General features: G+C 45.2%; 15 protein-coding genes. 11 read left to right on the forward strand and 4 right to left on the reverse strand.

Annotated elements, in window-relative coordinates:
- Positions 1-38: 38 nt before the first annotated feature.
- Positions 39-329: a helix-turn-helix domain-containing protein gene (locus D2V93_RS10335; RefSeq protein ID WP_119619442.1), complete on the forward strand. Its 291-nt coding sequence runs from the start codon at positions 39-41 to the stop codon at positions 327-329.
- Positions 310-1,182: a reverse transcriptase family protein gene (locus tag D2V93_RS10340; protein WP_119619443.1), complete on the forward strand. Its 873-nt coding sequence runs from the start codon at positions 310-312 to the stop codon at positions 1,180-1,182. Before D2V93_RS10335 ends, D2V93_RS10340 begins: the two co-directional genes overlap by 20 nt.
- 128 nt (positions 1,183-1,310) lie before the next feature.
- Here D2V93_RS10340 and D2V93_RS10345 read toward each other — a convergent pair whose 3' ends face one another.
- Both D2V93_RS10345 and gldJ read right to left on the reverse strand, forming a co-directional pair.
- Positions 1,311-2,585 carry a UDP-N-acetylmuramoyl-tripeptide--D-alanyl-D-alanine ligase gene (locus D2V93_RS10345; RefSeq protein ID WP_119619444.1) on the reverse strand — a complete coding sequence of 425 codons (1,275 nt, stop codon included), beginning with the start codon at positions 2,583-2,585 and terminating at the stop codon, positions 1,311-1,313.
- Between the two features lie 68 nt (positions 2,586-2,653).
- Positions 2,654-4,306: a gliding motility lipoprotein GldJ gene (gene gldJ, locus D2V93_RS10350; RefSeq protein ID WP_119619445.1), complete on the reverse strand. Its 1,653-nt coding sequence runs from the start codon at positions 4,304-4,306 to the stop codon at positions 2,654-2,656.
- A gap of 375 nt (positions 4,307-4,681) precedes the next feature.
- Here gldJ and porV point away from each other — a divergent pair, with 375 nt between their 5' ends.
- The 9 genes from porV (at position 4,682) to D2V93_RS10395 (ending at position 14,193) form a co-directional block, all read left to right on the forward strand.
- Positions 4,682-5,833, forward strand: a complete 1,152-nt coding sequence (gene porV / locus D2V93_RS10355) for a type IX secretion system outer membrane channel protein PorV (protein ID WP_072881136.1) — start codon at positions 4,682-4,684, stop codon at positions 5,831-5,833.
- An 81-nt stretch (positions 5,834-5,914) separates the two neighbouring features.
- Positions 5,915-6,406: a cytidine deaminase gene (gene cdd / locus D2V93_RS10360; protein WP_119619446.1), complete on the forward strand. Its 492-nt coding sequence runs from the start codon at positions 5,915-5,917 to the stop codon at positions 6,404-6,406.
- A gap of 81 nt (positions 6,407-6,487) precedes the next feature.
- A complete protein-coding gene (pdhA, locus tag D2V93_RS10365; RefSeq protein ID WP_072881139.1) occupies positions 6,488-7,486 on the forward strand; it encodes a pyruvate dehydrogenase (acetyl-transferring) E1 component subunit alpha in 999 nt (332 codons plus the stop codon).
- 4 nt (positions 7,487-7,490) lie between these two features.
- Entirely contained in the window at positions 7,491-9,116 is a 1,626-nt protein-coding gene (locus tag D2V93_RS10370) for a pyruvate dehydrogenase complex dihydrolipoamide acetyltransferase (RefSeq protein ID WP_119619447.1), read from the forward strand.
- A 106-nt stretch (positions 9,117-9,222) separates the two neighbouring features.
- Positions 9,223-10,212, forward strand: a complete 990-nt coding sequence (locus D2V93_RS10375) for a M28 family metallopeptidase (protein ID WP_119619448.1) — start codon at positions 9,223-9,225, stop codon at positions 10,210-10,212.
- Positions 10,213-10,290: 78 nt separating this feature from the next.
- Positions 10,291-10,968: an SDR family NAD(P)-dependent oxidoreductase gene (locus tag D2V93_RS10380; RefSeq protein ID WP_119619449.1), complete on the forward strand. Its 678-nt coding sequence runs from the start codon at positions 10,291-10,293 to the stop codon at positions 10,966-10,968.
- A 49-nt stretch (positions 10,969-11,017) separates the two neighbouring features.
- On the forward strand, positions 11,018-11,641 hold the full coding sequence (locus D2V93_RS10385; protein WP_119619450.1) for a SprT-like domain-containing protein: 624 nt from the start codon (positions 11,018-11,020) through the stop codon (positions 11,639-11,641).
- Between the two features lie 14 nt (positions 11,642-11,655).
- Positions 11,656-12,735: a mannose-1-phosphate guanylyltransferase gene (locus D2V93_RS10390; RefSeq protein WP_119619451.1), complete on the forward strand. Its 1,080-nt coding sequence runs from the start codon at positions 11,656-11,658 to the stop codon at positions 12,733-12,735.
- A 3-nt stretch (positions 12,736-12,738) separates the two neighbouring features.
- A complete protein-coding gene (locus D2V93_RS10395; RefSeq protein ID WP_119619452.1) occupies positions 12,739-14,193 on the forward strand; it encodes a DUF389 domain-containing protein in 1,455 nt (484 codons plus the stop codon).
- A gap of 104 nt (positions 14,194-14,297) precedes the next feature.
- Here the strand turns inward: D2V93_RS10395 and D2V93_RS10400 are convergent, their stop codons facing one another.
- Positions 14,298-15,065: an ABC transporter ATP-binding protein gene (locus D2V93_RS10400; RefSeq protein WP_119619453.1), complete on the reverse strand. Its 768-nt coding sequence runs from the start codon at positions 15,063-15,065 to the stop codon at positions 14,298-14,300.
- Positions 15,065-15,802, reverse strand: coding sequence for an MlaE family ABC transporter permease (locus tag D2V93_RS10405; protein WP_072881155.1), 738 nt, complete (start codon positions 15,800-15,802; stop codon positions 15,065-15,067). Before D2V93_RS10405 ends, D2V93_RS10400 begins: the two co-directional genes overlap by 1 nt.
- Positions 15,803-15,832: the final 30 nt, after the last annotated feature.

Genomic DNA, 15,832 nt, shown 5'->3' on the forward strand with positions numbered 1-15,832 from the left:
AACAATCCGAACACTCCTTAATTTTTTACAATAAAGAAATGGATTTAGGTATAACAATAAAAAATATTAGAAAGCAAAAAAAGCAAACTCAAAGCGAGTTTGCTTCAGCTTGCGGTATTACTCAAACTTATCTTTCTCAAATAGAAAGTAACCAAAGAGAACCTAATCTTTCAACTTTGAAGTTAATTAGTAATGAGCTTAATGTTCCATTGCCAATTTTATTTTTTTTATCACTTGACAAAGATGATGTTCAACAAAATAAGAGACAGGCTTTTGAAATTATTAGTCCTTCAGTAAAATCTCTTGTGAATGAATTCTTTGCAGTTTAAAAAAAATGAATTCAAAAAACTATGCGCATTAATTGGTTTTAAACCTGCATTAGTTTCAGAGATTATTTCAAATATTGATGATTACTACTATGAAAAGATTGAAATAAAGAAAAATAAAAAAACAGGCGAAGTAAAAAAATATAAGGATGGAACTGTCAAGAAAAGGACTATCCATCCTTCTGTTAAAGAATTAAAGGCAATTCAAAAATCAATTAAGAAAAATATTCTTGCTCCTATTCCACTCCCGAAGGAGGTTCACGGTGGTGTGAAAAAGAGAAGTAATATTACCAACGCCAAACCTCATAAAGGAAATAAATACATTTTTACTACTGATTTACAGGACTTTTATCCAAACATTAGTCACAATTATGTTCACGAGACATATTTAGGTTTAGGATTTTCCAACCACTTTTCAAATTCCTTGACAAAATTGACTACTTGGAAATATGCACTTCCACAAGGAACACCAACTAGCACTCATATTTCAAATTTAGTTTTTCTAAAAACAGATTACGAACTAATTCAATTGTGTAATAAAAACAACATAACCTATACAAGGTATGTTGATGATTTAACATTCTCATCACCTTTTGATTTTAAGCATCTTTTAAATGATATTTTAGATATTATTCGAAAGAATAATTTTAAGTTAAGTTATCGGAAAACAAAGTATAAAGGAAATCAAACAATCACAGGTATTAATGTATTTCTCAATAAAATAGAAGCTCCAGAACATATAAGGGAAAAATCAAAAATTGAATTGGAGAATAATACCGAAAAAAAGCCTTATTCGATTTATTTGAATAACATACAGAAAGAAAACAAACTAAAAGTAAAAAAAGCCAGCAGGTAACAATGGCTATAAGTAATTGCTTGCCTACCTGTCGGCAGACAGGTCCTCGCGTACTTGCTAAGTTAACCTCTAAACCACGCAACCATTCATAGCGGAGACTTTTGGAAATACTCAATTAAACGATAGGGCTACAGTACATCCAACACTCGCTCCAAGGCCATGCCACGGGAGCCTTTGATGAGGAAAGTTCCCTTTTCAAATGGCTTTTTTAGAACATACTCCTTCAAATCTTCAAAGGTCTGGAACTTTTTGGCAATGGCATTTGTCCTGAAAAAGTTCTGACCGACAAGAAAAACGTTGTCAAACCCCAATTTCTGGGTCAGGTCGGCCATCATTTGGTGCTCCTCGGCCGCAGTTTCGCCCAATTCGAACATGTCCCCAATGATGAGAATTTTGTTCTTGGCATCCATCAAACTGAAGTTTTCCAGAGCGGCCTTCATGCTGGTGGGGTTGGCATTGTAGGCATCCAGCACAATCTCATGGCCGTTCTTGGATAGGATCTGCGAACGGTTGTTCTGGGGTTGATAGGACTCGAGGGCAGTTTTGATGTCCTCCAGTGGGACATTGAAGTATTTGCCCATCAAAATTGCAGCACAGCAGTTGGGGAAATTGTATTTTCCAATGAGTTGGGTTTCCATGCGTATTCCTTCCGCCTCAAGGACCAGATACGGATTGGCTTCAATGAATTTGATGTTGTAATACTGTGGGTCTTTTGTGCTGAACCCCATTTTTTTGATGTAGGTGCCCAACTTTTCCAATTGGATAGGATCATCGGCATTCATGAAAATATGTCTGTCCTTCGAAATCAGATAATCATACAGTTCGCTTTTGCCTTTTATCACCCCTTCAACACCTCCAAAACCTTCCAAGTGGGCTTTCCCAAAATTGGTGATGTACCCAAAATCGGGTTGGGCAATCTTGCTCAGCATGGCGATTTCACCCATGTGGTTGGCGCCCATCTCCACAATGGCCATTTCGGTATCTTCCTTTATGGATAAAAGAGTGAGCGGTACCCCAATATGGTTGTTCAGGTTGCCTTTGGTGGCAATGGTCCTGTATTTTTTGGAAAGCACGGCATTGATGAGTTCCTTGGTGGTCGTTTTACCGTTGCTTCCGGTCAGGGAAACCACTTTTGCCTTGCTCAGGTTTCTGTGGTACGTGGCGAGGTCTTGAAGGGTTTTCAGGACATCTTCGCATAGCACGAACCGGTCCGAAGTTTTATACTCTTCCTCATCGATAATGGCGTAGGCCGCACCTTTCTCCAAGGCGTCCTTGGCAAAGGCATTGCCATTGAAATTGGGACCTTTTAAAGCGAAAAAAAGACAGCCCGGGGTTATTTTCCGGGTGTCCGTGCATATGGTGGGGTGCTCTATGAAAAGAGCATGAAGTTGTTCCAAAGTCATGGACCGAAGATAGAAAAAAGCCCCGATGTTTTGATCGGGGCTTTTTTAAAATACTTTAGGATATGTGCTTATTTGGCTTTTTTATGTCTGACCGTTTTGTTGTTGGTCTTGGACTTGGATCCAACCCTTGACATGGCACATCGGAACCCAATATCGTCGGTTGCCATGTACTGGGGCAGGTACCTGCGTTGGGCAGGGTCTAACCAGAAGGCCCTATCCCTCCAAGAACCTCCTTTGTACACACGCACTTCGTCGTTGATCAATGAGGTCCTGTAGTTGGAAGTGTCGTACTGGCGAATGAGTTTTCCGGTAGAATCACGCTCTACCTTATGCTTGGGTGAATCGTACATTTTTCTGTTGTCCGCTTCATCACTGAACTTCTCAAAGAACCTTGATGATCCTGGGTCACCGTCCCTGTAACCACGGTTATCACTTTTGTCAAAGTTGGTCCTTAGGTAGGTTTCTTCCTTGCCAACGGGAACTTCTTTGATCTCGCCGGGTAGATTGATGGCCACGATTTTGCCGTTGGGCAATGTGTCGTATACAATCTTGTCCTGTAGGATTTCGACCTTGCCATCTTCCCCGATGGCCTTTTTCATGAATACGTTTCCTCTGTAGTAGTTGAAGTCGCTGATTTCGTCATCCACGATGGGACGATACACATCGGCAACCCATTCGCTCACGTTTCCGGCCATATCATATAGACCAAAATCGTTAGGCTTGTATGATTTCACTTGTGCGGTGATATCGGCACCGTCGTCGGACCATCCGGCGATACCGCCGTAATCACCCTTACCTTGTTTGAAGTTGGCCAATTGGTCACCACGTCCCACACGTTGACCGTTTCGGGTGTAGTCACCTTCCCAAGGATATTTTTTTCTGCCACGGTAGTTGTTGTACTCCCTGGTGCCCACAAGGGCCTGGGCAGCATATTCCCATTCGGTCTCAGTGGGAAGCCTATATTCTGGCATGATTACACCACTGCTTCTTTTGGCGAATGCATTGATGGAATCGCGCTTTTGTTTTCCTTGGAGGGAATCGATCTCTCCTCCATAGACGGACTCTGGATTGTTCAGGTAGGCCTCAGTACTGAAAGTGCCTTCTATTTCGCCATTCAATACTTTGTATTTGGCATCTTCGGCCAAATAGCCTTCCCTTTCCAGCATCACTTCGTTCACCCTGTCCGTTCTCCATTCAGCATACTGAGTGGCCTGTACCCAGTTTACACCGACTACGGGATATTCGGCGTAGGCGGGGTGTCTAAGGTAGTTGTTGGTCATGGTCTCGTTGAAGCCCAATCGGTTTCTCCAAACCAAAGTATCGGGTAGGGCCCCGGTATAGATGTTTGCGTAATTGGGATTGTCCGGAGGGTAGACTGCCTTCAGGTAATCCAAATACTCAAGGTACATTACATTGGTCACCTCGGTCTCGTCCATATAGAACGACTGTACGTGCTGTTGGGTAGGTGTGTTGTTCCAATCGTGCATGATGTCGTCTTGGACTTGACCTTTGGTAAAGGTTCCACCCTCAACAAAAACAGTCCCTGGAGGGGTTTCCTGCTCCTTGAAGTCCGAATTGTATTGGAATCCGCCTTCTTTGGCATTTATTTTCCACCCAGTGGCTCTGGAAACATCCTTGGATGATGAGGAGTTTTTACAACTGGAAAAACTTCCCATTACAATGGCGCAAGAAAGTACAACTTTGATGAAGTGTTTTTTCATAATTTGGGCTTGAATACTTAAAGTACTTGGGGTTGTCCGCCCCAGTAAATTCAATTTGTTTTGATCTTATTTAATCCTTTCGATGGCATTAGAACGATGTTTTTGCCATTATATTTTGTGCTCATCAAATAATTGCGGCAATGTCGTTGCCAACATTTGCTATACATTTGTAACGCAAATGAATGTGAAATAGTATTGACTGACCAGCTTTTAACGGTTTCAAGAAAATGGTTGTCATATATATAGGTGGGGCATTGTCTTTTTGTGCATTAAAAAAACACATCCCATTACAAGAATTTGTGCAAAACGCCGTTTATGTTGTAATGTGTCCAAAGCTTTTTGGAGCAAAACTTTACTAAACGCTTAAATCATAGCATGAAAAAGTTACTGATATTGGCAGTCCTTCTTACTGTGGCCCTACCCGAACAGACAAGTGCCCAACAAGAAAGAGCGATCACAACGGCAGTCCCTTTTTTGACCATAGCCGCGGATGCCAGGGCATCTGGAATGGGGGATATGGGTGTTGCCACTTCTTTTGATGCGTATTCACAACAATGGAACCCGGCCAAATATGCCTTTGCTACCCAAAAATCGGGTGTGGGGGTCAGCTACACCCCTTATTTGGAGACTATTGTGAACGATGTTTCGCTATTGAGTGCCAATTATTACAATAAACTTAATGACAGGAGTGCCTTCGCTTTTGGTATAAGGTATTTTGGCCTTGGGGATATAGAACTTCGTCAAACCATTGAACAAGAGGCAACTTTGGTGAAACCCAATGAATTTGCTTTGGATGGATCCTACTCCTTAAAATTGAGCCAGAGTTTTTCCATGGCTGTGGTTGGAAGGTTTATCAGCTCCAACTTAAGGTTCCAGGACGGGACCCAAGATTCGCAGGCGGCCAACGCCTTTGCGGTGGATGTGGCGGGTTTCTACAGGTCTCCTGAAATAGCATACAACAACTACAATGGGCGATGGAGGCTTGGGTTCAACATATCCAATATTGGGGGGTCGCTCCAATATGATGAAGGGGGGCAACAAAACTTTTTGCCTACCAATCTTAAGTTTGGGGCAGGATTTGATTTCATCTTCGACCAGGACAATGTTTTGGCCATCAATTCCGAGTTCAACAAACTGTTGGTGCCCACACCCAGAGATTTTGATGGGGATGGGGATATCGATACGGAAGACAACGACCAATACCAGAGCATAGGTTTTTTTAATGGGATATTCGAATCTTTTGGAGATGCCCCGGACGGTTTCAGCGAAGAGCTCAAAGAAGTGACATGGGCCCTCGGTGCAGAGTACCGCTTCAGGGAGGCCTTTATGCTGAGAGGGGGTTACTTTAACGAGAGCGAGGAAAAAGGATCTAGGAAGTTCTTCACGTTGGGGGCCGGATTCAAGTATAAAACCGCCCAAATAGACCTTTCCTACCTGTTCTCCACTTCGCAGGTCAGAAACCCCTTGGAGAATACCCTACGCTTTTCGTTGACCTTCAACTTTGGGGAGGAATTTTTCAACGACTGACAAAGAACAGCATAAATATTGACCAAAAAACCTATCCCCGTGGATGGGTTTTCTTATTTTTGGGAGACACCTAAAACTTGAATGGAGAAAAAAAGGATTGCCTTTGAACTGCTCATTTTCCAAAACGATGATGAGCTGTCACAAAACGAGCAAAAATTGTTAAGCGCTGCAGAGCGTGCAAGGGAAAGTGCCTATGCGCCCTATTCGCATTTCAAGGTGGGTGCGGCCGTTCTGTTGGAAAACGGGGAAACGGTCATGGGGAGCAACCAAGAGAACGCATCCTATCCATCCGGGCTCTGTGCCGAGCGGGTGGCCGTGTTTCAGGCGGGGGCAAGGTTTCCGGGCGTTCCCATCGTATCCATTGCCATAACTGCAGCCTCGGAAGGGCATCAAGTGGATGTTCCGGCAGCGCCGTGTGGCAATTGCAGACAGTCCATTATCGAGTACGAGCAAAAGCAAAAATCACCCATTTCCATATTGCTCAAAGGGGAGAAAGGACCCATTTATAAATGCAGTTCGTTGGCCGATATTTTGCCCTTGGCCTTCAACAGTTCATTTTTGGGCGATTCTTAAATCAATTCTTTTTCCAAAAGGAGATATATATGTATTTTTGCTCCTCTCCCCGAAGGGGGATTTCAATTAATACTACAGTTGATGAAAAAAATCACCAAAGAAGTTTACCTAAAATGGTATGAGGACATGTTGTTCTGGAGGAAGTTCGAGGACAAATTGGCCGCAGTATATATTCAACAAAAAGTAAGGGGCTTTCTGCACCTATATAATGGGCAAGAGGCTGTTCTGGCAGGTTCGCTCCATGCCATGGACCTCACCAAGGACCGGATGATCACCGCCTACCGTAACCACGTCCAGCCCATCGGGATGGGTGTGGATCCCAGAAGGGTGATGGCCGAGCTATATGGCAAGGTGACTGGTACTTCAAAAGGGATGGGAGGCTCCATGCACATCTTTTCCAAAGAACACCGTTTTTATGGTGGACACGGAATTGTAGGTGGACAGATCCCTCTAGGCGCCGGATTGGCATTTGGTGACAAATATTTCAAAAGGGATTCCGTGACCCTTTGCTATATGGGGGACGGGGCAGTGAGACAAGGTTCCCTACACGAATCCTTCAACTTGGCCATGTTGTGGCAATTGCCTGTGGTCTTCATCTGTGAGAACAACGGATATGCCATGGGAACATCGGTGGCCCGTACCTCACACTCCACCGAGATCTGGAAATTGGGCTTGGGCTATGAAATGCCCTGCGGCCCTGTGGACGGTATGGATCCTGCCATAGTCGCCAAAGAAGTGGACAAGGCTGTGGAAAGGGCCCGTACCGGAGGAGGACCCACTTTCTTGGAAATGAAGACGTACCGTTACCGAGGGCACTCCATGTCGGATGCACAGCACTACAGGACCAAGGAAGAGGTGGAAGAGTACAAGAAAATTGATCCGATCACCCAAGTAAAGGACATCATCCTTGAAAAGGGATATGCGACTGCGGACGAAATCAAGAAAATAGACAAGAGGGTAAAAGATTTGGTGAGCGAGTGTGAACAGTTTGCAGAAGAATCGGATTTCCCACCAAAGGAACAATTGTACGACACCGTGTACGAACAAGAAGACTATCCATTTTTACAACATAAACTTTAAGTAGATGGCAGAAGTAATCACCATGCCTAGATTGAGCGATACCATGGAAGAAGGAACCGTGGCAAAATGGCTCAAAAAAGTAGGGGACAAAGTAGAGGAAGGCGATATATTGGCCGAGATAGAGACCGACAAGGCCACCATGGAGTTTGAATCCTTTCATCAAGGAACACTCCTGCATATCGGCATTGAAGAAGGCGATGGAGCCCCGGTCGATTCACTTTTGGCCATCATCGGAGAAGAAGGAGAGGATATTTCCGCTCTTTTGAACGGAGGTGCGGCCCCTGCGAAAGAAGAAACAAAAAGCGAGCCCGAACCCAAAGCTGAAAAAAGCGAAGTTCCGGCAAGCACACCAAGCTCAATTCCGGAAGGTGTGGAAATCGTGACCATGCCCCGTTTGAGCGATACCATGGAAGAAGGAACCGTGGCCAGCTGGTTGAAAAAAGTAGGCGACAAGGTAGAGGAAGGCGATATATTGGCCGAGATAGAGACCGATAAAGCCACCATGGAATTTGAATCTTTCTATTCAGGTACCTTGTTGCACATTGGCATTCAGGAAGGCCAAGGCGCCCCGGTCGATTCCCTTTTGGCCATCATCGGCCCAGAAGGAACCGATGTGAGTGCCGTGCTGAACGCCCAAGCAGGTGGAGGCTCCAGTGCCCCCAAAGCTGAAAAAGCGGAAGAAGACAAACCAAAGGCTGAAAAAGTGGAAGCGGTTGAAGCCATAACCACTTCGCAGGATGGCCATCGTATATTGGCGTCGCCTTTGGCGAAGAAGATTGCCAGTGAAAAAGGAATCAAGTTGTCTGATGTTAAAGGTAGCGGAGACCATGGTCGCATTGTGAAAAAGGATGTAGAGAGCTTTACACCTTCGCAGACCGTTTCACCAGTTACGGAAAAGGCGCCTGAAAAGGCTGCTCCAGTGGCACCTATCCATTTGCCCGTTGGTGAGGAAAGTTTCGAGGAGGTGAAGAATTCCCCTATGCGCAAGGCCATCACGAAGAGCTTGAGCGCTTCCAAATTTACCGCACCGCACTTTTATTTGACCATAGAAGTGGATATGGACAATGCGAAGGCTTCAAGGGAGCAGATCAACAACCTGCCCGATACCAAGGTGTCTTTCAACGATATGGTGTTGAAGGCATGTGCCATGGCATTGAAAAAGCATCCACAGGTAAATACCACATGGACCGATGAGGCCACCATATATAAGCACCACATCCACATGGGAGTGGCTGTGGCTGTTGATGAAGGTCTAGTAGTACCCGTGATCAAGTTTGCCGATCAACTCACATTGACCCAACTCGGAGCTGCTGTAAAGGATTTGGCTGGAAGGGCCAGGGCCAAGAAAATCAAGCTCGATGAAATGGAAGGAAGTACCTTTACGGTTTCCAACTTGGGAATGTTTGGTATCCAGGAGTTCACGTCCATCATCAACAAGCCCAACTCGGCCATCTTGTCCGTAGGGGCCATCGTGGAAAAACCAGTGGTCAAGAATGGACAGATTGTAGTGGGCAATACGATGAAGGTGACCCTGGCCTGTGATCACAGGACAGTGGATGGAGCAGTGGGCGCGCAGTTCCTGCAAACATTGAGGGCCTATTTGGAGAACCCAGTGACCATGTTGGCGTAATCTTAAAGATCCCCGAGCGAAGTCGAAGGGAAACCAAGAACATATTAGTTAAAAGCATCCTTTTAAGGATGCTTTTTTTATCTTTAGAAAATCCAAAAACAAAAATATGAAGACTATCCTATATGCCTTTACTGCCCTATTGATGATGACCTGTGGTTCGAGCAAAATTGAGCAAACCACAACCTTAGGGACTAAATCCAGATCAGCTGCGATCAAAAAAGGAGAAGGGCCATTTACCGATGCGGAGCGTGTTGGGAAAATAATGAACTATTTGGCTTCCGATGAGCTAAAGGGTAGGGACTCGGGTAGTGAGGGCATAGAGATGGCAGCAAAATACATAGAGAACCATTTCAAGTCCAATGGGGTGAAACCCTATTTTGAAACATATCGGGATACCCTTTCCAATTTTGAGAAACCATCTTTTAACATTGTGGGAATTGTGGAGGGTAGTGACCCTGCACTGAAGAATGAATATATTGTGATTGGTGCACATTATGACCATATAGGTGTTGTGAAGGCAGAAAATGGGGACGACATAGCCAACGGGGCCAATGACAATGCCTCTGGCACCAGTACGGTAATGGAGTTTGCCCGATATTTTGGGACCCGGAAGACCAATAAGCGCAGTTTGATCTTTGCCCTGTTCAGTGCCGAGGAAAAGGGATTGTTGGGATCCAAACATTTGGCAAAAAAACTGAAGGAACAGGGACTGAACCTGTATACCATGCTCAATTTTGAAATGACAGGGGTGCCCTTGCAAGGAAAGGACTATTTCATGTACATCACGGGATACGATATGTCCAACCTGGCCGAGGTGAGCAACAAATATGCAAAGGAAAACCTTGTTGGGTTTTTGCCAACGGCCAAGGAATTTAACCTGTTCCAACGTTCGGACAACTATCCGTTCGATCAAGAGTTCGGGGTGCCATCGCACACCTTTTGCACTTTCGATTTCACCAATTTTGACCACTACCACAAAGTGGGCGATGAAGCGGATATCATGGATTTTGCGCACATGGCCACCTTGGTGAACAAAACCATACCCGTGTTGGAGGGCATTGCCAATGCACCGACTCAGGAAATCCAGAAAAAATAACATAGTATTGTCACTCCGAGTGGCGTAGCGAAGTAGATGGGAATTTTTAGTTCCCAGAATGAATAAATAGTATCTGCCATGGCGAACATCATTATCACGGGAACCAGTAGGGGCATCGGTTTTGAATTGGTGAAACTTTTTGCGGGAGATGGCCACCATGTGCTGTCCCTGTCCCGAAATGCTCGACCAGTCCAGGACTTGAAGCTTCCGAATGTCCATGCGTTACCATTTGACTTGGGTGAAACCAAGGATTATGAAAAACTAAAGGAATTTTTGGAGGAATGGGATACCGTGGACGTGCTAATCAACAATGCGGGCCGTTTGCTCAACAAGCCTTTTTTGGAGATTGCCCCCAAGGAATTTGAGGACGTTTACAAAGTAAACGTGTTCGGTGTGGCGGAAATGACCAAGACCGTACTGCCCAAAATGGGGGAAAAGGGCCATGTGGTCACCATCAGTTCCATGGGAGGCGTGCAAGGGAGTGTCAAGTTTCCGGGCCTTTCCGCTTACAGTTCCAGTAAAGGGGCAGTCATCACGTTGACGGAGCTTTGGGCAGAAGAATTCAAGGAGAACGGCCCTAGCTTTAATGTGCTGGCCTTGGGTGCCGTGCAGACCGAAATGTTGGAAGAGGCCTTTCCAGGCTACCAGGCACCCGTGACCGCTCTCGAAATGGCTACTTATATCAAGGAGTTTGCCTTGACGGGACAAAAACTGTACAACGGGAAATTGCTTCAGGTAAGCAATAGTACGCCATAACAATGATGATGAAAGTGGTAGTCCAGACTTAAAATGTACCTTTGTTGCAGTGAACACCGCCCTTCAAAAATACTTGCCGGAACGTGCCGTGCCCCCATGTTTTGAGCTCATCAAGACCCATGGCGTGCACCTCAAGATCGTGAACCATAGGGTCACCCGCCATGGCGATTACCGTAGGCTGCCCAATGGTCTGCACATGATCACGGTGAACGCATCGTTGAACAAATACCGATTTTTGATCACCCTCATTCATGAAATTGCGCATTTAGTGGCCTTTGAAAAATATGGCCGCCGTATCATGCCACATGGTGTGGAATGGAAACGTACCTTTCAACATTTAATGGTTCCGTTCATCCGACCAGAGGTGTTCCCAAATCAATTATTGCCTATCATTGCGAACCATTTCAAGAACCCGAAGGCCAGTAGCAGTACGGATGCCCGTCTATCCATTGCTCTCAAGGCCTTTGATGAGGAGGAACGAAAGGACAGCTATGTGTATGAATTGCCCAAAGGCAGTATTTTTAGGCTATACAATGGCAGGCTGTTCAAAAAAGGGGACAAGAAAGTGAAACGATATGAATGTGTGGAATTGTCCACGGGCAGATTATATTTGTTCCAACCCAATGCGGAAGTAGAGTTGGTCCGAGATAGACCCGAAGGGCCATCAATGTAAAAGCAACAAGACAAATGAACAAGAATTATTATGCCGTTTTGATGGCAGGAGGAGTAGGATCCCGATTTTGGCCTGTAAGCACCACCGCCAATCCCAAACAGTTCCACGATATGTTGGGAACGGGGAAAACATTGATTCAAAAGACATTCGATAGGTTGAACAAGTTCATCCCCACAGAGAACATATTGATTTTGACCAATGAACGCTACAACGACTTGGTGCTGGAGCAATTACCAAAGGTAAAACCGGAACAGGTGGTCCTGGAACCGGCCATGCGAAACACGGCACCTTGTATTCTCTATGCTTCATTGAAGATCCAAAAAATGAACCCCAACGCCGTGATGATCGTGGCACCCAGTGACCACTGGATCGAGGATGAGGAAGCTTTTGAAAAGGACGTGACCGTATGTTTTGACAAATGTGGGAGGGAAAACGTGCTTTGCACCTTGGGCATCCAACCTACATTTCCCAACACAGGTTTTGGATACATCGAATTTGAAAAGGGAAGTGACGATAAGCTGAAAACCGTGTCCCAGTTCAGGGAAAAGCCTGATTATGAAACAGCAAAGGAATTTTTGGCCCAAGGCAATTTCCTTTGGAACGCAGGTATTTTTATGTGGAGTGTACAGACCATAGTGGATGCGTTCAAAAGCTACCAACCCACCCAGTATGAACTTTTTGGTAAGGGAATTTCCTGCTATAATACAGGAGAGGAGAAGGGATTCATCCAAGAGAATTATGCCAAGGCGGAAAACATATCGATAGATTATGCTATCTTGGAACAGTCCAGTTCCATATACACCCTTCCTGCTTCCTTTGACTGGAACGATTTGGGAACATGGGGGGCGCTGTACGATAAATTGGACAAAGACCCATCAGGCAATGCCGTGGTCAATGCCAGTGTTGTTTTGGAAAATGCAAAGGGTAATATGATCCGTTCCCCAAAGGGTAAAATTGTGGTAGTGGACGGATTGGAAGATTACATCATCGTGGACAAGGAAGAGGTCTTGCTGATCTACCCCAAGTCCAAACAACAGGACATTAAAAAAGTATTGGGCCAAGTAAAAGAAACATTTGGCGACGAGTTTGCATAACATATGAGTGAAGATCAATTGGAAAAGGGGAGTATTCCCAATCAGGATAGTGGGGATGAGGTAAAAAAGGATTTCAAAGGGCTTTTGGGCAGTGTGCGGAAGTTCCTTTCCGAGCTGTTGGAGATTCGTACCAATACGGATGCTGCGGCCACCAAGGAATCCATTATAGCCGATATTTCCTTTAAGGGGCACACCTCTTGGATCTTGGTTTGTTCCATTTTTATTGCCTCTATTGGTCTGAATGCCAACTCTACGGCAGTGGTTATCGGAGCGATGTTAATCTCCCCTTTGATGGGTCCCATTTTGGGTATGGGACTGTCCTTGGCCATCAACGATATCGATACATTGAGGCGATCCCTGAAGAATTTTACTGTTATGGTGGTCTTGAGTGTGATCACGGCCTTTCTGTTTTTTTACCTTTTTCCGCTCCGGGATGAATCTTCTGAGCTTTTGGCACGTACCAAACCGGACATCCGCGACGTATTGATCGCTTTTTTTGGTGGTCTGGCATTGGTGATTGCCCGTGCCAAAAAAGGAACCATCGCCAGTGTGATTTTTGGAGTCGCTATTGCCACAGCACTGATGCCGCCTCTTTGTACGGTAGGCTTTGGACTTGCCATAGGGAAACCTTTGTATGCGGCCGGCGCCATGTACCTTTTCACCATCAATACGATTTTTATTGGTCTGGCCACGTTTTTGGTCATTAAGTTTTTACGGTTCCCCATGGTGCGCTACGCCAATTCACAGCGAAGGCGTATGATTGCCCGACTGGCTTCCATTACGGGTATTTTGGTGATGATCCCTGCCGGTTTCACATTTTATAACGTCTTTCAGGAATCCCTTTTTAGAAAACAAGCACAGCAGTTCTTGGAGGAGACCATCGAAGTGTACCAGTTCAACGGTGCGGGAAGGTATGTGGACAACCTTACGAAGATTGAATATGTGGACGACGGGGCGTCTCTTTTAGAAGTGGTCTGTATGGGGGACGAACTTATACCAGAGAATGTGATAAACACCTGGCGTACCCAAAAGAACCAGTATTCCCGTTTGAAGAATGCAGAGCTCCATGTCATACAAGGAGGGAAGGACGATTCCGAGGAAAAGTTCAATTTCGTAAGCGAGCTCTATGAAAGGAACAAGGCAGATCTGCTGAACAAGGACGAACAGATCAGGTTATTGGAAGAGGAAGTGGCCAGCTTGACAAAGAATATGGGCAAGCAGGTCCCCTTCAAGGATGTCAGTGCCGAGGCCAGGGCCAATTACGGTAATATCGAGAGGTTGGGATTTTCGTACCAGATCCAAACCGATTTCAAGAAATTGGACACAGTTCCGGTCTTCGAAGTAAAATGGAAACAAGGGATACAAAATGCCCAAAAAGAGGCAGATATCAAAAAAATGCAGGCTTGGCTAAAAATACGCTTGCGGGATTCCACCATTGTCTTGAAGGAAGTGGAGTGATGTTTGGTTGGATTTCAGGTGTCAGTTCGTAGAATGTTGGACTTTGTTGATATGAATCTTCACCAAATAACCCCAGCAATAAAATAAGCGAACAACCATAGAAATCAATTCCGTTCCTCGATGTACATCTGCCGCACTTTTTTGAAAAGCTCGGAAGAGTAGACAAAATCGGTCACCGCTTCGTTATCCGTTTTGAAGATTTCCTTGTTGGTGCCTTCCCATTCCTTATACCCATTTTTGAGGAAGATGATTTTTTCACCGATTTCCATCACCGAGTTCATATCGTGGGTGTTGATAATCGTGGTGATGTCATATTCTTGGGTAATCTCGTGGATCAGGTTGTCGATCAAGATGGCGGTCTTGGGATCAAGACCAGAATTGGGTTCATCACAGAACAGGTACTTTGGGTTCATGACGATGGCCCTGGCAATGGCGACCCTCTTCTGCATCCCTCCTGAAATTTCCGAAGGATATCTCTTGTGGGCATCGATCAGGTTGACACGCTTCAGCACAAAATCCACCCGGTCCTGCATTTCCGATTTGGATTGTTTGGTGAACATATCCAAAGGGAACATCACATTGCCCTCCACGGTCATGGAATCGAACAGGGCACTCCCTTGGAACACCATGCCCATCTCTTGCCGCAGATCGCGACGTTCGCTGTTGGAAAGTTCCGAATAATATTGGCCGTTATAGCAGATTTGTCCTTCATCGGGTTCAAAAAGACCCAAAAGACACTTGAGGAAAACGGTTTTTCCCGAACCACTCTGACCAATGATGAGGTTGGTCTTTCCTTTTTCAAAAACGGTAGAAATGCCTTTTAGGACATGGTTGTTTCCAAACGATTTATGTACGTTTTCTACTTCTATCATCAGCCCAAGAGTAATTGCGTTAGGATATAGTTCGTTATGATGATGACCACACTCGTCCAAACAAAGGATGTGGTACTGGCCTTCCCCACTTCTAGGGCACCGCCTTTCATGTAAAAACCATGGTAGGAGGGCACTGTGGCGATCACAAAAGCAAATACTACCGATTTGATGAAGGCGTAAGTAACATGGAACGAGTCAAAATCCAGTTGAAGACCCTTGATGAACTCACCACTTGGGGCATATCCTCCAAAAACAGCGGCGATCCATCCGCCCAATATCCCGACGAACATAGAAATGGCTACGGCGAAAGGATACATCAAAGTGGCGATGATCTTGGGGAAGACCAAATAGTTGAGTGAGTTCACGCCCATCACTTCAAGGGCGTCTATCTGTTCGGTCACCCGCATGGTACCAATGCTCGATGTGATATAGGACCCCACTTTCCCAGCCATGATGATGGAGGTGAAGGTAGGCGCAAATTCCAAGATTACGGACTGTCTTGTGGCAAAGCCGATAAGACTTTTAGGCAATAAGGGACTGTTCAGGTTGAGGGCCGTTTGGATAGTGACCACCCCGCCGATGAAAAACGAAATAAAGATGATGATACCCATGGACCCATAGATCAGCTCATCGATTTCCTTTAAGATCAAGGATCTCATGATGGGCCATTTGGTCGGTTTTTTAAATACTTCCCAAATCATGATGAAGTATTTTCCAATCGCTTCTAGGTGTTTCATGTATTCGATATGGACTTGAGGTGATAAAAA

Source organism: Flagellimonas taeanensis, assembly GCF_003584105.1.
Taxonomy (GTDB): Bacteria; Bacteroidota; Bacteroidia; order Flavobacteriales; family Flavobacteriaceae; genus Flagellimonas; species Flagellimonas taeanensis.